Below are 22,912 nucleotides of genomic sequence, written 5' to 3'. Positions count from 1 at the left end.
ATGACCGACTACATCATCGTGGGCGCCGGTCCGGCCGGCTGCGTTCTGGCCAACCGATTGAGCGAGGATCCGGGCAATTCGGTCCTGCTGCTGGAGGCCGGCGGCAAAGACTGGCATCCCTATATCCATATGCCGGCCGGCTTTGCCAAGATGACCAAGGGCATTGCCTCCTGGGGCTGGTCGACCGTACCGCAGAAGCACATGAAGGACCGCGTCTTCTGGTACACGCAGGCCAAGGTGGTCGGCGGCGGCTCGTCCATCAACGCCCAGATCTACACGCGCGGCAACGCCCGCGACTATGATGCCTGGGAGAAGGAGGAGGGCCTCGCCGGCTGGGGCTATCGCGATGTGCTGCCTTACTTCAAACGCGCCGAGAACAACCAGCGCTACGCCAACGACTTTCACGGCGACCAGGGCCCGCTTGGCGTGTCGAACCCGATTTCGCCGCTGCCGATCTGCGAGGCCTATTTTCGAGCCGGCCAGGAAATGGGCATCCCCTTCAACCCGGACTTCAATGGCGCCAGCCAGGAGGGCGTCGGCTACTACCAACTGACCCAGAAGGACGCCCGGCGCTCCTCCGCGTCGGTCAGATCGGAAGAGCACACGTCTGAANCGCCTATCTCAGACCGATCCGCTCCCGCAAGAACCTCACCGTCAGGACCGATGTGCTGGTGACGCGCATCGTCGTCGAGAAGGGCCGCGCCATCGGCGTCGAAATCGTCGACAGGCCAGGCGGCGAGAAGAAAATCCTGCGCGCCGAGCGCGAGGTGATCGTCTCCTCCGGCGCCATCGGCTCGCCGAAACTGTTGATGCAATCGGGCATCGGTCCGGCCGATCATCTGAAATCGGTCGGCGTCACGCCGGTGCATGACCTGCCAGGCGTCGGCTCCAACATGCAGGATCATCTCGATCTGTTCGTCATTGCCGAATGCACCGGCGACCACACCTATGACAACTACGCGAAGCTGCACCGCACGGCCTGGGCCGGCCTGCAATACCTGCTGCTAAAGAAGGGGCCGGTGGCCTCCAGCCTGTTCGAGACCGGCGGCTTCTGGTACGCCGACCCGACGGCCGCCTCGCCCGACATCCAGTTCCATCTCGGCTTGGGCTCCGGCATCGAGGCCGGCGTCGAGAAGCTGAAAAACCCGGGTGTCACCTTGAATTCGGCCTTCTTGCGGCCACGCTCGCGCGGCACGGTGCGGCTGAAAAGTGCCGATCCCGCCGACCACCCGCTGATCGATCCGAACTACTGGTCCGATCCCTATGACCGCGCCATGTCGATCAGGGGGCTGAGACTGGCGCGTGAGATCATGCGGCAGAAGGCGCTTGCCCCCTATGTGCTGCGCGAGGTGCTGCCCGGCCCATCGCTCGCCAGCGACGACGAGCTGTTCGACTACGCCTGCCGCAGTTCCAAGACCGACCATCACCCGGTCGGCACATGCCGCATGGGTCATGACGACATGGCTGTCGTAACACCGGATCTGCGTCTGCGCGGCGTCGAGGGGCTGCGCGTCTGCGACGCCTCGGTGATGCCGCGCATCCCCTCCTCCAACACCAATGCGCCGACCATCATGGTCGGCGAAAAGGGCGCCGACCTGATCCTCGGCCGCGAGCCGCTGCCGCCGGCCGTGTTTTCTGGAAACCGGGCGGCTTAGGAGCAATTCCAGGAAAAGTGTAAAACGGTTTTCCGTCCGGAATTGCTTACAACAAAGGGATAGAGCAAAAAATGATCAGGCACTGTGTGTTCGCTAGATTCCGCAACGATGTTCCCGTCGCCGAGCGCATGGCGATCCATGCCGACCTCGAGGCGCTGCGACAGGTTATCGACGGCATGGACGCAGTAAATTTCAGCGCCAATGTCAGCCCGGAGCCGTTCGCGCGCGGCTTCACCCACGGCTTCACCATCGACTTTCGCGATGCCTCCGCGCGCGACGCCTATTTGGTGCATGGGGCCCATCAGCGCGCCGGCGCAAGACTGGTCGCGGCGCTCGAAGGCGGCACGGACGGACTGATGGTCTTCGACCTTAGGATTGCTCCTTAAGACAAGATGCTCACCTTCAATCGAAAAATTGGGGCACATTTGTAGATGTGCTTAGTTTCGTCGCCCCATTGGTGAAATGGGTGATCGCGAGACGACACCTGGACTAACCGAGCCTGAGCGCAACGACACCGGCGACGATGCTGAGCGCGGCGGCACCGCGCCAGCCCGTCATCTTCTCGCCGAGCGCGAAGACCGAGATCATCATGGCAAACAGGATCGAGGTCTCGCGCAGCGACGCCACCGAGGCGATCGGCGCCTTGGTCATCGCCCACATCACGATCCAGTAGGCCGCGCCGCTGAGCACGCCGGTGAACAGTCCTGCCTTCCAGTCGCGCGCCAGCACCGGCAGCGCCTTCGGCCCACGGAAGATAAGGCACAGCACCAAGGCGCCAAAAGCATCGCAGATGAACAGCCAGGCGGCATAGCTCTGCGCCGTGGCGGCCAGCCGTGCGCCGCTGCCGTCCGACAGTGTGTAGCTGGCGATGAAAATCGAGGTGGCCAGCGCAAAGCCGACCGCGCGCAAGTTGAGCCTCTCCAGATGCGCACCGCCGCGAAACGACATCACCAGCGTGCCGGCCGACAACAGAAAGATACCCAGAATGGCAAGCGGGGCCGGAACCTCGGCGACGACGAACATGCCGCCAAGCGCCGCCAGCAGCGGTGCGGTGCCGCGCGCCAGCGGATAGGTCTGGGCGAAGTCGCCGGCCCTGTAGGCGCCGATCAGGAAAGTCCGGTAGCCCATGTGGAAAAACACGGAGGCGATGATGTAGGGCCACACTTGCGCTTTCGGCATTTCGACGAAGGGCAGCACCAGGAGGGCCGCGGCACCCATGCCCAGCGTCATCAGCGTGATCGACAGGAAGCGGTCGAGATGAACCTTGACCAGCGCGTTCCAGATCGCATGCATGGCGGCGGCCGCAAGCACTGCGAAGAAGACGAAAAGTGTCATGGGGCGAAGCCGGGTGTTTCCAGATCGATGTCGACCCGGAGCGGGAAATGGTCCGACGCAACCTCGCCGATGTCGGCGCTGATTGAACGCACGCGCCCGGCTAGCATGCCGCCGACGAAACAATGGTCGAGCCGCCGCCTTGCCACCTTGCCGTCGATGGTCTTCACATGGGTGTGGAAGTCCGGGACCGGCTCGCCGGCCACGGCAGCGGCATCGACGAAGCCGTCGAGATAAGCAGCACCGCGATGGTAGGGCGAGCTGCCGACGATGCGATGGTATTCGGCACTGCCCGGTTCCATGTTGAAATCGCCCATCCAGATCGCCGCCAGCGGGTTCTCCGGCTCCGCTTCGCCGCTGGTCCAGTTGCGCGTGGGCTCGTCGTCGACGCCGCTCCACGGCCCGCCATCGGAGGGTGCCCGGCGGTGCGCGGCCATGAGGTAATCGATCTGCTCCAGCCGCTCTTCGACCGCGATATGGGCGAGATGCAGCGAAACCATCCGCACCGGGCCCGCTGGCGTGCGGATCATGCATTCGAGTGCCGCATTGCGCGTGTTGAGTGGCCGGAGCGTACGGCGCATCGGCAGCGCATGCAGTCGCGACCAGACGATCGGCAGCTTCGACAGCACCATGGTGCCGAACTGCCGGCGCCGGTTGACCAGGCGGCCGTCGCGCCGCTCGCTGGCATCCATGTCGAAAGCTGGGCCGTAAACCCAGTGATAGCCCGACAGCAGGCGCGAAAGCAGTTCCGGCTGGTCGTCGAAATTGCTGCGCTGCCAGTGCCGCTCGACCTCCTGCAAGGCGATGATGTCGGCGCCGGCAACGATGCCTGCGGCGCGCGACAGATCATAGCGGCCGTCGCCGCCGAACCCGTACTGGATGTTGTAGCTGACCAGCTTCATTGCTTATCCGGCTCAATGTTGAATGGCAGTAGCGGTTCGGCAGATTGGTTGCAATGTACCGGGCGAGCGACGGGGCTGGGCCAGCGGCCAAAGTTTGATCTCGGAAAGTGGAACCCGGTTTTCGGAATAGATCATGCTCAAACAGGAATCAGAGCCTGCTTCATCTTGAGTCCATCGGATGGAGCAGGCTCTATGTCGTCAGCGGTTGGAACCGGCCTGGTGGCGACGCCGCCAGTTCGGTCCAATCGATCTCTTCCTCGAGGCGGTGATAGGCTTCGTCACCGATCGTGCCGTTGCGGCGCAGTTCCTCCAGCACGTCGCGCTGGCTCTTGATGGCATAGAGGCGCAAGCGGTCATATTCGGTGGCCGCCTGGGCATCGTCAGGATTTTTGGCGATCTTGCGTTGAGCGGCATATTGCTCGCGCACCGCAGCCGCCGCGTCCGATGTCTTGCGGCTCAATATGTCGAGGGCGGCCTGCATGACCAGAACGCGTGCCTGCGCAACCTCTCGGTCGACCGTTTCATCCGGGTCGAGGTCGAGCAGGCGCAGCAGCGGTTTCAAGCTCATGCCCTGGAGCACCAGCGTACCTAGCACAACCGTGAAGGCAGCGAGCACGATCGGGTCGCGGGCGGGGAATTCAGCCGGCAAGGCAAATGCCGCCGCAAGCGTCACCAGACCACGCATCCCGCACCAGCCGATGAGCATGCCGCCGCGCAACGATGGCGCGTCTCGCTGACGATCCGCATTGCCGAAACGGGCCAACCACCTGATGGCCGCGCCGCAGCCCAGCACCCAGGCCAGACGGGAAACGATGACGATGGCAAGTACGGTCCCGGCCAGCAAGAAGGCATCGGTCTGCTGCTCGCCGGCAAGCCTGCCGACAATCGAACGTGCCTGCAGGCCCATCAGCACGAAAGCCAGCACGTTGAGCACGAACACCGCCGTTTCCCACACCGAATAGGAACTGATGCGGTTTCTGGCCGGCATGCGGCGCGGCGCGGTGCGAGCGATTGTCATTGCATAGACCACGATGGTGATGATGGCAGAAAGGCCCAGCCTGTCGGCCAGGATCCAGACCCCGAATGTGCCGGCAAATTGCACCACAGTGCCGCTCGCCGGATCTTCGATACGGTCCAGTGTCATCAGAGACAGCCGGCCAAGCAGATAGCCGGCCGCAAGGCTGCCCAGGGTGGACAGCAGGATCATCGGAACGGCGCTGCTCAGCAGGATGGAGCCTGCTGCCGCCGAAACCGCCATCCGGTAAATCAGCAGCGCGGTGGCGTCGTTGAGCAGGCTCTCGCCTTGCAGGATGGCTGTGATTCGATGCGGCACCTTGAACTGGCCAAGCACGGCCGACGCCGCCACCGCATCGGGCGGCGCCACAATGGCGCCGAGGGCTATGGCCGCGGCGATCGGCAGGCCTGCCATCGTCCACCCGACCAGAGCCACGGTCGCCGTCGTGAAAAGGACAGCACCGAGTGCCAGCAGCACAAGCGGCACCTTGTAACGATTGAGGTCGCGCAAAGACGTATCATAGGCGGCATCGAGCAGCACCGGCGCGATGAACAGGGCAAGCGCCAGTTCCGGGTCGATCTCGATCGTCGGCACGCCAGGCACGAAGGCGATGCCCACCCCTGCCAGCGCCAGCAAGGAGGGATAGGGAACCTGCACGCGCCGTGACAGCGCCGTCAGCGCAACGGCGATCAACAGCAGAAGGAGTGTCAGTTCGAAGAGGGCCATGGCTTGTTTATAGCCGGTAAGCGGGATTGTCGGCAGTGGCAAAGCAGCTGGAAAACGCTTGGCCAGCAAGCTCAGGATGGCAGGCAATGTACCCCCACCAGCTTTTCTTCCACACTCTACTGGTTTCGGCGAGCGCATCGACCCAAGGTCGAAATCACTGCGCCGCCGTTGGAAGCCACGCGAATGGAAGCCCTGCCGGTTTTTCAGGCGGTGTTGCGTCCATTCATGGTGCCAGCCTGAGGGAGAGCTGTCACGCCTAGTGCAGCACCAGCATATCGCTCGACGAGAACGATATCTCGGCCTTTTCACCCACCGCGGGGGGCGGCGTTGCCGGGCTGTTGAACGTATCGAGCGAGACCGTGCTGCCGCCGATGCCGACCCGAACCCGGATCACCGATCCGAGGAAATGCACTTCGGAAATTTCTCCCGAAAGGCTGGAGTCACGGCCGGGCTGGCGGCCCAGCGAGATCGCCTCGGGCCGCAACGCCAGCGACAGCGTGTCGCCCGACTTGGAACCGTTGAGCTTGCCCTGCAGCGATATCTGTTCGGAATTGACCCGCACCGTGCCCGCAGCGGGATCGGTGACGGTTCCCTCGAGCACGTTCAGCGTGCCGACGAAATTGGCGACGAACTTGGTTGCCGGGCGGTTGTAGATCTCGAACGGCGTGCCGACCTGCTCGGCCTTGCCGCCATACATGACGGCGATGCGGTCGGAGATCGACAGCGCCTCTTCCTGGTCATGCGTGACGAAGATGGTGGTGATGCCGAGCTTCTTCTGGATCGAGCGGATTTCCTCGCGCAGCGACACGCGCACCTTGGCGTCAAGCGCCGACAGCGGCTCGTCGAGCAGCAGCAGCTTCGGCTTCGGCGCGATGGCGCGGGCCAGCGCGATGCGCTGCTGCTGGCCGCCCGAGAGCTGGTAGGGATAGCGATCTGCCATCTGCGGCAGCTTGATGATCCCGAGCATCTCGGCGACACGGGCATCGATGTCCGCCCTCGGCATGCCGACGACCTTGAGGCCGAAGCCGATATTCTGCGCCACGGTCAGGTTCGGAAACAGCGCATAGGCCTGGAACACCATGCCGACATTGCGCTGGTTGGGCTTCAGCCTTGTGATGTCCTTCCCACTGACGACAATCTTGCCGGCGCTCGGCTCCTCGAAGCCGGCGACCATCCGCAGCACGGTGGTCTTGCCGCAGCCGGACGGGCCGAGAAAGGAGACGAATTCGCCGCTCTCGACATCGAGATTGAAATCCTCCACCACCGTGGTGGCACCGAAGGATTTTCGAACGTGCTGGATGGACAGAAACGGATCGGCCATGGCTTTGACTTTCAGTTCGGACGGTTCGCCGATCTCGGCGCGAAGCGGGACAGGATCTGGATCAGCGACATGCAGCCCCAGGTAATGGCGAAGGCGATAATGGCGAGCGCTGCCGGCTCATAGGCGCGGTTGGCGCCGATATTCTGCAGATAGGGGCCGAAAGCCGGTCGATTGAGCAGGCTCGCCATGGTGAACTCGCCAATGACGATGGCGAAGGTCAGGAAGGCGCCCGACAGCACCGCGATCAGCACATTGGGCAGGATGACACGGGTGATGATCGTCCCCCAACCAGCACCAAGGATCTGTGCCGCTTCCGTTAGGGTACGCACATCGATGGTGCGAAGCCCGGTGTCGACGGCGCGATACATATAAGGCAGCGCCAGTGTCGCATAGCCGATGACCAGCAAGGCATTGGTGCCTGTATCGGTCGCCAGGAACGGCAGCGGCGAATTCGACCCGTACATTCTGATGTAGCCGAAGACGATGACGATGGCCGGGATGACCAGCGGCAGCAGCGTGATGAACTCGACGATCGGCCGCAACTGCGGCAGGCGAAGCCGGATCCAGTACGCAGCAGGCACCACGATAAGCACACCCAGAATGATGGTGAAGACGGCGGCAAGCACCGAATAGCCGAAGGTCGCCTGGAAGCGCGCATCGCCGAGCACGACCTTGTAGGCGTCGAAGGAGTACTCGCCACGCCGCATGCGCATGGAGAACTCCACGGTCGCGATCAGCGGAATGAAGAAATAGGCCGCACCCAGGGCGAAAACGAGCCAGGCCCAGAACTTTCCCGACTTCATTTCAGCCACCTCTCGGAACGGGTCCGGAACCAAATGTAGAAGACATTGGCCAGGCCGGTAATGAAGATCATGCCGAAGGCTATGGCATAGCCAAGATGGGCATTGTGCAGCACGTCACCGCGGATCTGCGCATAGAGCAGGATCGGCACGATGTTGAGCGACGAGCCAGTCAAAGCATAGGCGGTGGCTATCGCGCCGAATGCGTTGGCGAACAAAAGGATGACGGTGCCGAGAAAGCTCGGCCAGATCACCGGGATGACAACCATGCGCCAGTATTGCGCCATGGTCGCCCCAAGCGTTGCGGCGGCCTCGCCCCATTCCTTCTTCAGCCCATCGATTGCCGGTACGATGATCACCACCATCAGCGGAATCTGGAAGTAGACATAAGTCAGCGTCAGTCCCCAGAATGACAGGATGTTGAAGCCATGCGCATAGATGTTGAGACCGAACAGGGTGTTCAGGATCACCGTCGCAAGGCCGAGCCGGCCGAGCGTGGCGAGGAAGGCGAAGGCCAGCGGCACGCCGGCAAAATTGGAAGCGACCCCGGAAAAGGTCAGCGTCGCCGAGCGTATCCACTCCGGCAGGCCGCCGCGCACAATGGCGATGGCGATGGCGAGACCTGCGAAGGCGCCGATCAGCGATGAGGCGAGGCTGACCTTGATCGAAATCCAGTAGGCGGCAATGATCGAAGGCTGCGCCAGTGCGGCAATATTTTCGAAGGTGAATTCACCCGCCTCATTCTGGAACGCGCCCAGCATCAGATACAGCGTCGGCAGGATCAGGAACATTATGGCGAAGATGAAGAACGGCGCGACACCCAGCCATTGTGTGGGCAGCCGCATGCTGCGTGCTTCGGCGGGAGGCGCAGTCTTGCCGGTAACAGCGTGGTCGGACATTGAGATATCGGTCATGCGCCGGCTACCGTCTTCGAGAGAAAGACCGGGCGACCCAGAGGCCGCCCGGCATGGCGTAACTTACTTGACGTTGGCGCCGACAACGGCATCCCAGTTCTTGGTGATGGCTTCCTTCGCCTTGCCCTGCTCGTCGAGCGTCGGGAACGCCGCGGCCGCGTAGGACTCAGCCGGCGGCAGCTTGGCCAGCACGTCCGCCGGGATCTTGTTGTTCTTGGCAAGATCGTTGAAGCGGATCGGGTGGCAATAGCCCTTCAGCCAAGCGATCTGGCCTTCGTCGGAATAGAGGTATTCCAGCCAGAGCTTGGCTGCGTTCGGGTGCGGCGCGTAGGCGCTGATCGCCTGCACGTAGACGCCGGCGACGACACCGGTCTTCGGCACGACGACGTCGACGGGCGGGTTGCCCTTCAGCGTGTCACGGCCGGCGAGCGCGTTGTAGTCCCAGGTGACGAGGATCGGAGTCTGACCCTGGGCGAGCGTGGCGGCCTTGCCGATGACCGGCACGAAATTGCCGGCGGCGTTGAGCTTCTTGAAGAAGTCGAGGCCAGCGGTGCCGGCGGCCTCGCCAGCAGCCGCACCCGACGACAGGCCAGCGGCATATACCGCCTGGATGGCCTGGTTCGACGCGCGCGGATCACCGGCCAAAGCGACCGAGTTGGCGAATTCCGGCTTCAGCAGGTCGGCCCAGTCCTTCGGCGATTCCTTGACCAGATCCTTGTTCACCTGGAAGGACAGCACGCCGTAGTAGTCGCCGGTCCAGAACCCTTCGGCGTCCTTGGCGCTGTCGGGGATCGAATCCCAGGTCGACACCTTATAAGCCTGGATCAGGCCATCCTTCTTGGCCGACGGGCCGAACGACAAGCCGACGTCGATGACGTCGGGCGCCTGCGGGCCCTTGTTGTCCTTGTTGGCCTTGATCGCCTCGACCTCGTCGCCGGATCCGGCATCGGGGTTGAGTTCGTTGACGGTAATCCCAGGATACTTGGCCTTGAAGCCATCGATGACGGCACCGTAGCCGCACCAATCATGCGGCAAAGCGATGGTAGTGAGCTGGCCTTCGGCCTTGGCGGCCTTGACGAGATCGTCCAGCGAAGCCGCGGACGAAATCACCGACGACACCATCAGGGTCGCGGCCGAAAGGGAAAGCATTTTCCCCGTGAATTTCAACATGTGTTCTCTCCGTTGAACTGACGCCGTTGGACGCCTGCGATGCGGTATCGTTTTCATGTGACAGCCAGATGAAAGCTTTATGAAACCGGCTGCTCGCAGTGCGAAAAGTAAACTCTTTTTAACCGGCTGTAGCAATCGCTTCGCGATTCTTTTTCCGGCTAACTAATTTCTGCCTTGCCCGTCATCCTCCCCCTTGTTTTTGTAGCCCCTTTTCAAATCACTTTGCGATGCGGAAAACGCCTCAGACCGTGCCGGCGATGGCGTTTTCGAGCAAGGTCAGCGCCGCCTTCTTGGTCAGCTTGACCGGGTTGCCGCCTGCGGTCGGATCGACCACGGCCATGTCGGCGATCAGCGCCTTGCGCTTCTTGTCCATGTCGAGCCCTTTGATCAGGCCCGGCAACGCGTGCGGTACCTTCAGTTCCTTGCGCAGCTTGATGACTGCCTTGGCAAAGCCGTCGAAGCCGCCCTTGATGCCGCAATAGGCGGCGAGCCGGCCGATACGCTCCTCGATGGGATCACGATTGAAGGCCAGCACATAGGGCATGAACACCGCGTTGGTCATGCCATGATGAGTGTCGTAGAGCGCGCCGACTGGATGCGACAGCGAATGGATGGCGCCAAGCCCCTTCTGGAAGGCGGTGGCGCCCATCGCGGCTGCGCTCATCATATGGGCGCGCGCGACGAGATCCTTGCCGTTGGCAAAAGCCTTCGGCAAGTTTTCGAAAGCCAGCCTCACACCTTCGACAGCGATGCCATCGGCCATCGGATGATAGCCCGGCGCGCAATAGGCTTCGAGACAATGGGCAAGCGCATCCATGCCGGTGCCGGCGGTGATGAAGCCGGGCATGCCGACCGACAGTTCCGGATCGGCGATTACGATGGCCGGCAGCAATTTGGGATGGAAGATGACCTTCTTGGTGTGGGTCGCCTCGTTGGTGATGACGCCGGCGCGGCCGACTTCCGATCCGGTGCCCGCGGTGGTCGGCACGGCGATGATCGGCGCGATGGCCTCCGAATTGGCGCGCGTCCACCAGTCGTCGACATCCTCGAAGTCCCACACCGGCCGCGTCTGCCCGGCCTGGAAGGCGATGAGCTTGCCGAGATCGAGCGCCGAACCACCGCCGAAGGCGATGACGCCGTCATGCTTGCCCTTCTTGAACACGTCGATGCCGGCGGTCAGATTGGATTCGACCGGGTTCGGCCTGACCTCCGAGAAGACGCCGTAGGGGACCTTGGCGTCGTCAAGGATCTTCAGCGTCGAGGCGACGACCGGCAGTTTTGCCAGGCCTGGATCGGTGACGAACAGCGGCCGCTTGATGCCGGTGGCCGCCAGCACCTCAGGCAATTCCTTGATGCGCCCGGCGCCGAAGCGGACGGTGGTGGGGTAGTTCCATTTGGAGATCAGCTTGGACATTTTTGTCTTTCAATAAATCAAATGGCTTCGCGCAGATGGAATGACTTCGGCCTCGTCAGATTGTCGTAGCCGATGGCCGACAGCCCCGCGCCCTTGCCGGTGTCCTTGACGCCGGTCCATACCAGTGCCGGATCGAGGTAGTCGCAGCGGTTCATGAACACCGTGCCGGTTTCGACGCGGTTGCCGATCGCCACCGCATGCTCGGTATCGCGCGTCCAGATCGAGGCCGTCAGCCCGTAAGGACTGTCGTTCATCAGCGCGATCGCCTCTTCGTCGTTGCGCACCTTCATGATGCCGACGATCGGGCCAAAGCTCTCCTCGCGCATGACGCTCATCTGATGATCGACATTGGTCAGCACTTCCGGCGCCAGATAGGGCGAACCGGCCTTGTCGTTCGCCACCTTCATGTTGATGTGCGCCACCGCGCCTTTGCGCAGCGCCTCGGCCTTCTGCTCACGGATCAGGTCGGCGAAGCGCGCCTGCGCCATCGGCCCCATCGTCGTCGCCTGGTCGAGCGGATTGCCGACGACATAGTTCTTCGTCTCGGCGATGAAGCCTTCGACAAACTCGTCATAGACGTTCTCGTGCACATAGACGCGCTCGATGCCGCAGCAGCACTGGCCGGAATTGTAGAAAGCGCCGTCGACCAGATTGGCGACCGCATGGTCCATCTTGGCATCGGGCAGCACATAGGCCGGATCCTTGCCGCCGAGTTCGAGGCCGAGCGTCATGAAGGTGCCCGCCGCCGCTCTTTCAATGGCGCGGCCGCCGGCGACCGAACCGGTGAAATTGACATGGTCGATCTTGCCCGAGCCGAGCAGCTTCTCGGTCTGGGCGTGGTTGAGCACGATATTCTGGAACACACCCTTCGGCAGACCGGCCTTCTCGAAGGCCTGCTGAAAGCGCTCGCCGACCAGCAGTGTCTGCGCCGCATGCTTGAGGATGACGGCGTTGCCGGCCATCAGTGCCGGCACGATGGTGTTGACGGCGGTGAGATAAGGATAATTCCACGGCGCGATCACCATGACCACGCCGAGCGGATCTTTCTTCACATAGCGGCGGAAACCGTCCTTCGGATTGGAAGCCGGCATTGACCTGAGTGCCTGTTCGGCGATCTCGACCATGTAGTTGGTGCGTTCCTTGACGCCGCCGAACTCGCCGCCATAGCGAACAGGCCGCCCCATCTGCCAGGCAATCTCCGGCACGATCTCGTCGGTCATCGCGACCAGCGCTTCTAGCATCGCCAGCATGTACTTGCCGCGCTCGACGATCGGTGTCTCAGCCCACTTCTCCTGCGCCGCTTTGGCGCGCTCGACCGCGGCGTTGATCGCCTGGTCCGTTGCCACGGGCCTCTCGGCATAGATCGAGCCATCGACGGGGGATATGAGTTTCACGGTTTCCAATTAAACGTCTCCAAATCAACAAGGAACTGTTTTGACGAAGCCAGCCGAGCCATAGGCAAGGATCGCGCGATCGCGGGTGATAATTTCCAAATTCTTCGAGCGCGCCGTAGCTATGATGATCCGGTCTGTTGGATCATTGTGAACGACGCCGGGCAGGAACGAAGACTCGACCAAGAGCTCACTGTCGATTCCTTCAACACTCGTTGCACCAGTCTTCACGAACCGTTCAAACCATGCGAGCGGTGACTTGATGAGCGGAAGCCGGCCTTTAGAAACCAGCATTCCGATTTCCCAAGCGGACATGACGGAAACGGCGATCACGTCGCCATTTTTCCGCGCGCTTGTCACCCTCTCAACCGCCGCTCTCGCGACCGGTTGTTCCGTCGACAGCCACAGTATGAAGCATGTGTCCAGGAGCACCCCATCAGTCGTCATACACCTTGCCCCAATCCGGATCCGCGGGTGCGGTGTAATCGACGTCCGGGAGAAGCGTGAGCGTCCCAGCCATGCATCCAAACAACGGATCGCCGCCTCGAGGCGGCACGATGTATTCTCCAGCGGGGTCGTTTACGTCTAACGCCTTCTCGAAATCCACCTGCCCCTCCATGAAGCCGGGACGACGCTCCGCCGCCTTCGCATCCGAAGAGCCCAGGTGGACCAACACCTCGCTTTCCGGCTGGTCGAAAATTTCAGCGATCTTGCGTATTTCATCAACTTGCATACGCCGCTCGCCGTTCAGCGTCCGCGACAGGGCGCTGTAGTGCATGTTCATTTGGGTGGCCATGCGGCGCACCGTCAGGTTGCGCTCCTTCATCTGACTGTCAAACCACACCTTGTCGACATTGGCTTTGCCTCGGGGCAATCCTGCCTCCCGTATGTTGCGATGCCATAATTACAACATAGTGCGAAAAACGCAACACTGTCAATATCGCTCGAACCCTCTATGCAGTTCCCAATCCGTAATCCGGCGGTCGTATTCGAACTGCTCCCACTTGGCGGTATGGACATAGTGTTCAAGCACGTCCTCGCCGAGCGCCTCCTTCAGCATCATCGAGTTCGTCAGCGTCTCGGTGGCATCGCGCAGCGTCTTCGGGATCTCCGGCAGGCGAGATGCCTGATAGGCATCGCCGACAAACGGCTTTTGCAGTTCCAGCTTCTCGTCGAAGCCGGCAAGACCGGCTGCGATCAGCGCCGCGAAGGCAAGATAGGGGTTGAGGTCGGCGCCGCCGATGCGGCACTCCATGCGGATGCCCTTGGTGCCCTCGCCGCACAGCCGGAAACCGGCGGTGCGGTTGTCCTCGCTCCACATGATCTTGGTCGGCGCGAAGGTTCCGGCCTGGAAGCGCTTGTAGGAGTTGACGTAAGGTGCCAGGAACCAGGTGAATTCGTTGGCGTATTTGAGTTGGCCGGCCGCCCATTGCTGGCCGAGCGTCGACAGCGTCCACTCCGCATTTTTGTCGAAGAACAGCGGCGTCTTGCCGTCGGCGCTCCACAGCGAATTGTGGATGTGGCTGGAATTGCCGGCGAGCCCATAATTGTATTTGGACATGAACGAAATCGCCTTGCCCTCGGACTCGGCGATTTCCTTGGCGCCGTTCTTCAGGATGACGTGGCGGTCGGCCATGTCGAGCGCCTCGGCGTAGCGCACATTGATCTCTTCCTGGCCGGGACCCCATTCACCCTTGGAATTCTCGATCGGGATGCCGGCCGCTTCCATCTCGTTGCGAAGCCGGCGCATGACGCCTTCTTCCTTGGTGGTGATGCCGATCTGGTAATCGCCGATATAGGGCGATGCCGTGTCGAGGCCCTGCCAATGCTTCTTGCGGGCGGAATCGTAGGTCTCGTTGAACAGGTAGAATTCCAGCTCTGAAGCGAAATAGCCGATATAGCCGCGCTCCGTCAGCCGCTTGACCTGCTTCTTGAGGATGGCGCGCGGCGAGTGCGGCAGGTCGTCATGCGTGTGGTGGTCGAGCACGTCGCAGATCACAAGTGCGGTCTTTTCCAGCCAGGGAATGCGCCGAAGCGTGGCCAGTTCCGGCTTCATGACGAAGTCGCCATAGCCTTTCGACCAGCTCGCCGCCTTGTAGCCGGGCACGGGCTCCATATCGATGTCGGCGGCCAGCAGATAGTTGCAGCCATGCGTTTCGTCGTGCGCGGAATCGACGAAGTATTGCGCCAGGAACCGTTTGCCCGCCAGTCGGCCCTGCATGTCGACGATGCAGGCCAGCACCGTGTCGATCTCGCCGCTGGAGACCGCTTTCTTCAATTGATCGAACGAGAAATTTCCGGCCATTCCTTTGGCACTCCAGCGCTTGACGATTGAGAGGGGCTAACGAAACCATGGCCGGCAAAAACGCCGGCCATGGCCATGATGGTTGATGTCAGTAGCCGGTTTCGCCGACGGCCAGTTCGGCGGCCGCGATGGCAGCCTTGCGCTTGGCAATCTGGTCGCCGATCGGTGGACCCTGGAAGCGGCGGTTCTCGAAACCGAACCAAAGCACGGCGGTCAGCACAATGAAGCCAATGGTGATGTATAGCACCTTGTCGTTCGGCGGCTGGATGGCGATGTAGAAGATGATCGCCATGCCGACAACCGACAGGACGCAAAACAGCTTGAACAGCCCGGCGCCGAGGTTCCACGGGCCCGGATTCGGCCATTTCGCCGTTCCGAAAGTCATCATGCCGAGCACGATCGGAATGATGAACGACAGGAACAGGAACACCAGCGTAGAATTGACGACGATGGTGTAGATGTTGGTGCCGCCGATCGAAATGAACTGCGCAAGAAAGACATAGATGATCTCAAGCACCGCAGCGGTCCAGATCGCGTTGACCGGCGTGCGCCAGGTCGGGTTGACTTTGGCGAGCGATGCGGAACCAAACGGCATGCCACCGTCACGCGAGAAGGCAAACAACATGCGCGAGGCCGAGGTCACCGTGGCGAGACCGCACAGGAACTGCGAGATCAGGATTGCGAGATACAGCAACGTCTTCAGCCAGACGGGCATGATCGCGTCCATGGTGGCGAAGAACACGTTCCAGCCCTGCTTGGCGCCGGCGGCCAGGTCGGGGATTGCCAGAACGATTGCGCACAGCATCACCCAACCGATTAGCGAAGACCAGAGCACGGACGAAACGATCGCCTGCGGCACCGAGTGTGCTGCTTTCTCTGTTTCTTCGGAGGTATGCGCTGACGCGTCGTAGCCGGTGATGGTGTAGACCGGCAGAAGCAGGCAGAGCAGGAACAGGTAGCTCATGGAGTCGGACTGCGGGAAGACACCGCCACCGGCATCGCCCGAATAGTTGGTGAATGTCCACAACCGCGTGATATCGATCGCCGGCGCAAACACCAAGCAAGCCACGATCAGTACTGCCGTCGCGCCCAGGATGAGGAAGCCCGAAGCATCCGTCAGCATGGCCGTGAGCCTGATGCCAAAATGGTTGAACACCGCCTGCAATACCGTGATGAAGGTAACGAACCCGACGATCTCGCCAGGCGTTCCGGTTATGCCAAACCAGCTTCCGAACGTTCCGACAAAGAAGAATGCGGTGCCGATATTGATCGCGCCCAGCACGGTGATCAGGCCGAGCAAATTGAGCCAGGCGGTCAGCCAGCCGGTGAAGCGGTTTCCGAGGATCGAAGACCAGTGGTAGAGGCCGCCAGCGGTCGGAAATGCCGAGGCAATCTGCGCCATCGCAAGGGCAAAGCAGGCCGAAACACAACAGCCGACGATCCAGCCGATGCCCGCCGCGGCGCCGCCGATCGACCCGGTGGCTTGTGCAAAGGAATTGATGCCACCCGAAAGGATGCAGATGATCGAGAACGAGATCGCGAAATTCGAGAAGCGGCTCATGCTTCGCGACAATTCCTGGGCATAGCCCATACCGTGGAGAACCTTGAGGTCCTCCTTCTTGTCAATGTCTGTGTAACCCGGTGCTATCATTGGAAGTCCCCTGTTGTTTCCGAGCGAGATGCGTCAATCTCATCTCGCTCTGGCTAGCCGATTGAACTGACTTTCCGACTGAATGCGATCTGGCCGACTGAATGCGATCTGGTCTGTCCTGCCTCCTCCGGCTCCAGATCCGAAAAAATGCCCGTGAGCAGATCCCCCCATTTCCGCTGCCCGGTCTCGCCGGAAATTTCATCATTGCGGATTTCGATCATCGCGCAAGGCAAGCCGCGCGAGCGCGCGTGGCGTTCCAGCGTGAAATAGACGCGGTCGGCCGGCGAATAGGGCTCGTTGACGCCGACGGTGACGCCGGCAAGCCGCTTCAGCGCTGATATCAGCGGTGACGCCAGCCGGCGATCCTCGTCGTGGATGATGCCTATATGCCAGGGCCGATTCTTACCCTTGAAGACCGGGGTGAAAGAATGGATCGACACCAGTCGCGTCTCTCGGCCCGACGCCAACCGATCCTCGATGGTCTTCTCGATAGTGTCATGGAACGGGTGCCATGCGAGCGCTACACGCGCCTCCCGCTCGTCGGCGGAGAGTCCCTGGTTCGCTGGAACGACGGTTTTCTCGCTGACACTGACACTCATTATGAGGTCGGGCGCGTCGAGCGGTCGGTTGCAGTCGATGACGAGACGCGAGATACGGGTTTCGATCAGCGTGGCATCGAGCGCCTCCGCCATGCGGCGGGCAACCGGCAGCGCGCCGGGATCCCAGGCGATGTGGCGCGACAGGTCCTCGGCGGCAAGGCCGAGCGTGCCGAATTCAGCGGGAAGGAAGTTCGAGGCGTGGTCGCAGGTCAGCACAAAAGGGCTCGATCCGCCGGGGTTCGTCACCCTCACGGTATCAGACGCTGCAAGGCTGGCGGGCCGTGCTTTCTCCATAGTCTGCTGTCCCCGGGGACGCTGTATCATATGTTACGTATTTTGTGTCATTGCGTCCCTATGGATGATTTCATACAGTTTGGGCGACTTTGTCAAATGCGATTTCGGAAAAGACCTTCGACTAGGCCGAAGCGTTTTGCAGCCAGGTAGAATCACTTGGCGTCGGAGAAATGGGACCAAGACAAACAGACGGAGCGGAATGGTTTACCATCCCGCTCCAAGGGTGGGGAAAAGATGATTTCCAGTATTGCCGAACTGATTGCCGACCGCATCGGCACGATGCCGGCCGGCGAACGGCGCGCGGCCCAGACGCTGATCGCCAGTTACCCGATGATCGGCTTGAAGACGGTTGCCGAATTCTCGGCCACGGCCGGCGTCTCTTCGCCGACGATCCTGCGTTTCGTTGCCCGGCTCGGCTTCCAGAACTATCCGGAATTCCAGTCGAGCCTGCAGGATGAACTGGCGGCGCAATTGCAATCTCCGGCGACAAGGACGCTCAACCCGCCCTCGCCCGGCGGCGGCACGGTGTCACCAATGCTGGAAGCGACGCTCGACAACATGCGCGAGACGTTCAGGCACCTGTCCGACGGGCAGCTTGCCGACATCGCCGCCCGGCTTGTCGACCGGCGCGGCAAGACATTCCTGATCGGCGGCCGCTTCACCGATCCGCTGGCGCGCTACATGGCCGCCCACCTCGCCGTCGTTCAGCCCGATGTCTTTCACCTTGCCGGCCAGGAAAGCATGTGGCGCGACAGGCTGATCGACATGGGCAAACGCGATGTGCTGGTGATCTTCGACATCAGGCGTTATCAGGACAGCCTCGCTCGCTTTGCCGAGAAGGCGCATCAGCGCGGCGTGCAGATCGTGCTGTTCACCGACCAGTGGCTGTCGCCGATCGCGCGTTTCGCCCGCCATGTCATCGCTGGACGAACGGCTGTGCCGTCGGCGTGGGATTCCTCCGCTGCCCTCTTCGTCGTTGCGGAAATGCTGATCGGCGCTGTCACCAGGCAACTGGAAGCAGAGGGCGCCAAGCGCATTCGCGAGATGGAAAGTCTGCGTTAGTGCATGTAACGACGACCCCAAAGGTTACGCATGTTTTCTCAAATGTTACATATATTTAATGTGCGCGGCCCTTGGAGACTTGTCATAAAAACGCGATATCAGGGTGGCTTCTTGCCTTATAATAGCCTCGCTGCGTCTGCTTCATTTCGGGAAACCCGGTAGACGGAAGGATTGCTTTGCCAACCGGAGTGCCGATGGCCGCCTGGAAACAGATAATTTTTGCGCTTGTGGTGCTGGTGGTGGCGGCATCCGCCTGGCTGCGCTTTTATCCGGGCGCTCACGACGTGCTGGCACGCTGGGGCATTGACTGGGCTTATGCGGCAACGTCCCCGGCTGAAAGCGGCGCCGCCAACGCGAAGCAGGCAATCGGCCGCGAAGGTGGCAACCAGCGGGTGAACGTGGTGGCCCTGGCGGCCACGTCGGCCGTTATCAACGATCGCCTGCAGGCAATCGGCACCGGTCGTGCCAACGCCTCCGTGACCGTCAATCCCTACAGTTCCGGCCGCCTCGCCGAGTTGCTGGTCGAATCCGGCAGCCATGTCGACAAGGGACAGATCATCGCGACACTCGACTCCGAGACCGAAACGATCGCCCAGGACCGCGCCAAGCTTGCCTTGCAGGACGCGCAGGCCAAGCTCGATCGCGTCAAGTCGCTGCGCGCCTCCAACGCCGCGACACCGGTTGCCGTGGCCGATGCCGAAGTGGTTTTGGCCGGCGCCAAGCTGGCGCTTCAGGACGCGGAACTTGCGCTGCAGCGGCGATCGATTCTGGCACCGATTGCCGGCACTGTCGGCATTCTGCCGATCTCCGCCGGCAATTACGTGACCAACCAGTCGGCGATCGCCACGCTCGACGACCGCTCCAGCATTCTGGTCGATTTCCTGGTGCCGGAGCGTTTCGCCGCCGCCGTCAAGGTCGGCGCGCAATTGACGGCGACGCCGATCGCCAATCCCAGCAATGCCTATACCGGAACGGTTTCGGCCATAGACAATCACATCGATGAGAAGAGCCGCACCCTTCTGGTCAAAGCCAAGATCGCCAATCCGGCCGATTCCCTGCGCGCCGGCATGTCGTTCGGCATCAGCATGAAATTCCCGGGACAGACCTATCCGGCCGTCAGCCCGCTGGCGATCCTGTGGGGTTCGGACGGCGCCTATGTCTGGCAGATCGAGGACGGCAAAGCCAGGCGGGTCCCGGTGCGCATCATCCAGCGCAACACCGAGACCGTGCTGATCGACGCCGAGATCGACAGCGGCGACATGGTGGTCACCGAAGGCACCCAGAGCGTCAGCGAGGGCGGCACAGTCCGCTTTGCCGGCGAAGAGCAGCGTGCCGTGGAGGCGGCCGAGGGCTCATGACCGGAACCATCAACACCGCCAGCGATACCGGCTTCACCGCGCTGTTCATCCGCAGGCCGGTGATGGCCTTCGTTCTGAACACCCTCATTGCCGTTGCTGGCCTTGCCGCCTTCTATGGCGTCGANCTGACGTCGATCGTGCGGTCGTTACTGTTTCCACCGCCTTTGAAGGGGCGGCGGCAGAAACCGTCGACCGCGAGTTGACCGACACGATCGAGGGCGCCGTCGCCCGCGTCTCCGGCGTCAAGTCGATCTCGTCTTCTTCCTCGTTCGGTTCGAGCCGCGTCACCATCGAGTTCAACGACGGTGTCGATCTCGACGTCGCCGCCTCGGACGTGCGTGATGCCGTCGGCCGCGTCGCCAACCAGATGCCAGATACCGCCGACCCGCCGCGCATCGTCAAGGCCGACGCCAATTCCGAACCGGTGATGCGATTGGCGGTGACCTCGGACAACATGTCGATCCAGGACATGACGGTGGTGGTCCAGGACCAGATCGAGGACGAACTGGCCGCCGTGCCCGGCGTTGCCGATGTCCAGGTCTATGGCGACCGCGACAAGATCTTCCGCATCGACGTCAACCAGAACAAGCTGGCCAGCCTCGGCTTCACGGTTGCCGACCTCAGGACGGCGCTTGCCTCGGTCGCCTTCGATTCGCCGGCCGGTTCGATCACCACGACCAACCAGGACCTGATCGTCCGCACGACGGCCGACGTGACCACGCCGGAAGAGTTCGAAAACATCATTATCGGCGGCACGACACGCATCCGCGACGTCGCCACCGTCACGCTCGGCCCCGATGTCGGCCAAACCACGCTGCGTTCGGATGGCAAGACCGGCATTGGCGTCGGCATCATCCGCCAAGCGGAATCGAACACGCTGGACATCTCGACCGGCGTCCAGGCCGCTGTCGCCAAATTGCAGCAAAACCTGCCGAAGGGCATGTCGATCAAGGTCACCAGCGACGACGCCGTCTTCGTCAAGGGCGCGGTGCACGAGGTCGAGATCGCGCTTGGCCTGTCGGTGACCATTGTGCTGCTCGTCATCTATGTCTTCCTGCTCGACTGGCGCGCCACGCTGATCCCAGGGCTGTCGATGCCGGTCGCCATGATCGGCACCATCGCCGCGATTTATCTGGCCGGCTTCTCGGTCAACATCCTGACCCTGCTCGCCCTGGTGCTGGCGACCGGACTGGTCGTCGACGATGCCATCGTCGTGCTCGAAAACATCGTGCGACGGCGCAACGAAGGCATGGGGCCGCGNATGTCGGTGCTTCTGTCCTGCGTGGTCGCGCTGACGCTGTGCCCGATGCTCGCTTCGCGCATGCTGACCAGTGCATCCCTCCACCACGAAGGCGGTCACGGCGTCGGCGCCCGCATCGGCGGCGTGCTCAATACTGCCTACAAGCGCAGCCTGCACGCCTGCCTCGATGCACCATGGATTGTGCTTCTGGTCGCGGTGCTGTTTGCCGGCACCGCCTTCGCGCTGTTCGGCACCATCCGCCAGGAATTGACGCCGACCGAGGACCGCGCCGCCGTGCTGCTGCGTATCAGCGCCCCGCAGGGCGTCAGCCTCGACTACACGACACAGCAGATGCAGAAGATCGAGAAACTGATCCAGCCAATGCGCGATTCCGGCGAGATCCGCAGCACTTTCGAGAATGCCGGCCAGAACGGCTCCTACAATTCCGGCTTCATGGTGATGACGCTGGCGCCGTGGAACGAGCGCAGCCGCAGCCAACAGGAGATCATGGCCGAGATCAGCCGATTGACCAAACAGGTGCCGAGCGTGCGCATCTTCCCGGTGCAACCCAACAGCCTCGGCATCCGTGGCGCCGGCAACGGCCTGCAGTTCGCGCTGGTCGGCAACGACCGCAAGGCGCTCGGCGACGCAGCGGTGAAGATCATCGCCGAGATGCAGAAGGATCAGCGCTTCCAGACCCCGCGCCTGTCGATCGACCCGACGCAGCCGCAGCTCGCCGTCGCGATCGACCGCGAGCGCGCCTCCGACCTCGGCATCGACATCACTGGGCTGGCCAACACCTTGCAGGCCATGCTCGACGGCAACGACGTCGTCGACGTCTACATCGCCGATCGCAGCTATGGTGTGAAACTGGTCTCGACGACAAATCCGATCAACGACCCGACCGACCTGGAAAACATCTTCCTGAAAACAGCCGACGGACGCTTCGTGCCGATGTCGACAATCGCCACGCTGACCGAGCGTGCCGTGCCGCCATCGCTGTCGCGCGAACAGCAGCAGCCTTCGGTGGCCATCACATCCAACCTTAGCGGCGACTTCGCACTCGGCGCCGCGCTGACCCGCGCCGAGGAGATCGCCACGCCGCTGTTGCCGCCCGGTAGCCGCATCCTGCCGCTGGCCGAGGCCGCGACGCTGGGCGAGACCAACAGCGCCATGGTCACCATCTTCGGCTTCGCCCTAGTCATCATTCTTTTGGTGCTGGCCGCCCAGTTCGAAAGCTTCGTCAGCGCCGTCATCATCATGGCGACGGTACCGCTCGGTCTTGCCTGCGCCATTTTCGCGCTGCTCTTCTCGGGTAGCAGCCTCAACGCCTACAGCCAGATCGGCCTGGTCTTACTGGTCGGTGTCATGGCCAAGAACGGCATCCTGATCGTCGAATTCGCCAACCAGCTGCGCGACCGCGGGCTTGGCGTGCGTGAGGCGATCGAGCAGGCCTCGATCATCCGCGTGCGGCCGGTGATGATGACGATGATCTGCACCGTGCTCGGCGGCTTGCCGCTGGTGCTGGCGAGTGGCGCAGGGGCGGAGGCGCGCGTCGCGCTCGGCTGGGTCATCGTCGGCGGACTGGGGCTTGCCACCGTCTCGACGCTGTTCCTGACGCCGGTCGCCTATCTCCTGCTTGGCCGCTTCGTCACCCCGAAGACCCATGAGGAGGCCCGGCTGAAGCGCGAGCTCGAGGAAGCCGTCTACACCAATGCGGAGCCGGCCGAGTAGAGACATTCCGGGAAAACTGAGAAGCGGCT

17 protein-coding genes and 2 pseudogenes are annotated in these 22,912 nt (G+C 62.2%); 5 read left to right on the top strand and 14 right to left on the bottom strand.

The features are described 5' to 3' along the window. Positions 1-1,655, top strand: a pseudogene (locus X744_RS01000000169740) (GMC family oxidoreductase N-terminal domain-containing protein). 71 nt (positions 1,656-1,726) lie between these two features. Then, positions 1,727-2,041: a Dabb family protein gene (locus tag X744_RS154875; RefSeq protein WP_023759712.1), complete on the top strand. Its 315-nt coding sequence runs from the start codon at positions 1,727-1,729 to the stop codon at positions 2,039-2,041. A gap of 103 nt (positions 2,042-2,144) precedes the next feature. On the opposite strand, the gene X744_RS154880 is transcribed toward X744_RS154875, so the two are convergent. The 14 genes from X744_RS154880 to X744_RS154940 form a co-directional block, all read right to left on the bottom strand. Further along, a complete protein-coding gene (locus X744_RS154880) occupies positions 2,145-2,990 on the bottom strand; it encodes an EamA family transporter (RefSeq protein WP_023759711.1) in 846 nt (281 codons plus the stop codon). After that, a complete protein-coding gene (locus X744_RS154885) occupies positions 2,987-3,889 on the bottom strand; it encodes an endonuclease/exonuclease/phosphatase family protein (protein ID WP_023759710.1) in 903 nt (300 codons plus the stop codon). The genes X744_RS154880 and X744_RS154885 overlap by 4 nt, the downstream gene beginning before the upstream one ends. A 190-nt stretch (positions 3,890-4,079) precedes the next feature. Next, positions 4,080-5,630: a sodium:proton antiporter gene (locus X744_RS154890; protein WP_023759709.1), complete on the bottom strand. Its 1,551-nt coding sequence runs from the start codon at positions 5,628-5,630 to the stop codon at positions 4,080-4,082. Positions 5,631-5,886: 256 nt separating this feature from the next. Continuing rightward, on the bottom strand, positions 5,887-6,951 hold the full coding sequence (locus X744_RS154895) for an ABC transporter ATP-binding protein (RefSeq protein WP_023759708.1): 1,065 nt from the start codon (positions 6,949-6,951) through the stop codon (positions 5,887-5,889). Between the two features lie 11 nt (positions 6,952-6,962). Further along, positions 6,963-7,754, bottom strand: a complete 792-nt coding sequence (locus X744_RS154900; protein WP_023759707.1) for an ABC transporter permease — start codon at positions 7,752-7,754, stop codon at positions 6,963-6,965. Beyond that, positions 7,751-8,650, bottom strand: a complete 900-nt coding sequence (locus X744_RS154905; RefSeq protein ID WP_031260303.1) for an ABC transporter permease subunit — start codon at positions 8,648-8,650, stop codon at positions 7,751-7,753. The genes X744_RS154900 and X744_RS154905 overlap by 4 nt, the downstream gene beginning before the upstream one ends. Positions 8,651-8,728: 78 nt before the next feature. Next, complete coding sequence (locus tag X744_RS154910) at positions 8,729-9,835, bottom strand: ABC transporter substrate-binding protein (RefSeq protein WP_023759705.1); 1,107 nt, start codon at positions 9,833-9,835, stop codon at positions 8,729-8,731. A gap of 241 nt (positions 9,836-10,076) precedes the next feature. Beyond that, a complete protein-coding gene (locus tag X744_RS154915; protein WP_023759704.1) occupies positions 10,077-11,249 on the bottom strand; it encodes an iron-containing alcohol dehydrogenase in 1,173 nt (390 codons plus the stop codon). 17 nt (positions 11,250-11,266) lie between these two features. Continuing rightward, positions 11,267-12,652, bottom strand: coding sequence for an aldehyde dehydrogenase family protein (locus tag X744_RS154920; RefSeq protein ID WP_031260301.1), 1,386 nt, complete (start codon positions 12,650-12,652; stop codon positions 11,267-11,269). Between the two features lie 15 nt (positions 12,653-12,667). After that, complete coding sequence (locus tag X744_RS0137030; protein WP_031260300.1) at positions 12,668-13,087, bottom strand: type II toxin-antitoxin system VapC family toxin; 420 nt, start codon at positions 13,085-13,087, stop codon at positions 12,668-12,670. Then, positions 13,077-13,514 carry a helix-turn-helix transcriptional regulator gene (locus X744_RS154925; RefSeq protein WP_023759701.1) on the bottom strand — a complete coding sequence of 146 codons (438 nt, stop codon included), beginning with the start codon at positions 13,512-13,514 and terminating at the stop codon, positions 13,077-13,079. The genes X744_RS0137030 and X744_RS154925 overlap by 11 nt, the downstream gene beginning before the upstream one ends. A 60-nt stretch (positions 13,515-13,574) precedes the next feature. Beyond that, positions 13,575-14,945 (bottom strand): glutamine synthetase family protein, encoded by a 1,371-nt coding sequence (locus X744_RS154930; protein ID WP_023759700.1) that lies wholly within the window; start codon positions 14,943-14,945, stop codon positions 13,575-13,577. A gap of 88 nt (positions 14,946-15,033) precedes the next feature. Then, a complete protein-coding gene (locus X744_RS154935; RefSeq protein ID WP_023759699.1) occupies positions 15,034-16,596 on the bottom strand; it encodes an amino acid permease in 1,563 nt (520 codons plus the stop codon). 53 nt (positions 16,597-16,649) lie between these two features. After that, the gene (locus X744_RS154940; RefSeq protein ID WP_023759698.1) at positions 16,650-17,489 is read right to left on the bottom strand and encodes an N-formylglutamate amidohydrolase; all 840 of its coding nucleotides are present in this window, start codon (positions 17,487-17,489) and stop codon (positions 16,650-16,652) included. A gap of 234 nt (positions 17,490-17,723) precedes the next feature. Here X744_RS154940 and X744_RS154945 point away from each other — a divergent pair, with 234 nt between their 5' ends. From X744_RS154945 to X744_RS01000000169735, 3 genes and pseudogenes are all read left to right on the top strand, one after another. Continuing rightward, positions 17,724-18,551, top strand: coding sequence for a MurR/RpiR family transcriptional regulator (locus X744_RS154945; protein WP_023759697.1), 828 nt, complete (start codon positions 17,724-17,726; stop codon positions 18,549-18,551). A 194-nt stretch (positions 18,552-18,745) separates the two neighbouring features. Next, entirely contained in the window at positions 18,746-19,909 is a 1,164-nt protein-coding gene (locus X744_RS154950; RefSeq protein ID WP_023759696.1) for an efflux RND transporter periplasmic adaptor subunit, read from the top strand. After that, positions 19,906-22,883, top strand: a pseudogene (locus tag X744_RS01000000169735) (efflux RND transporter permease subunit). The gene X744_RS154950 and the pseudogene X744_RS01000000169735 overlap by 4 nt, the downstream one beginning before the upstream one ends. Positions 22,884-22,912 lie beyond the last annotated feature (29 nt).

This window comes from Mesorhizobium sp. LNHC252B00 (assembly GCF_000502955.1).
Classification (GTDB): Bacteria; Pseudomonadota; Alphaproteobacteria; order Rhizobiales; family Rhizobiaceae; genus Mesorhizobium.
The sequence above is the reverse complement of the archived record's forward strand: the minus strand, read 5'-3'. Positions and strand labels throughout refer to the sequence as shown.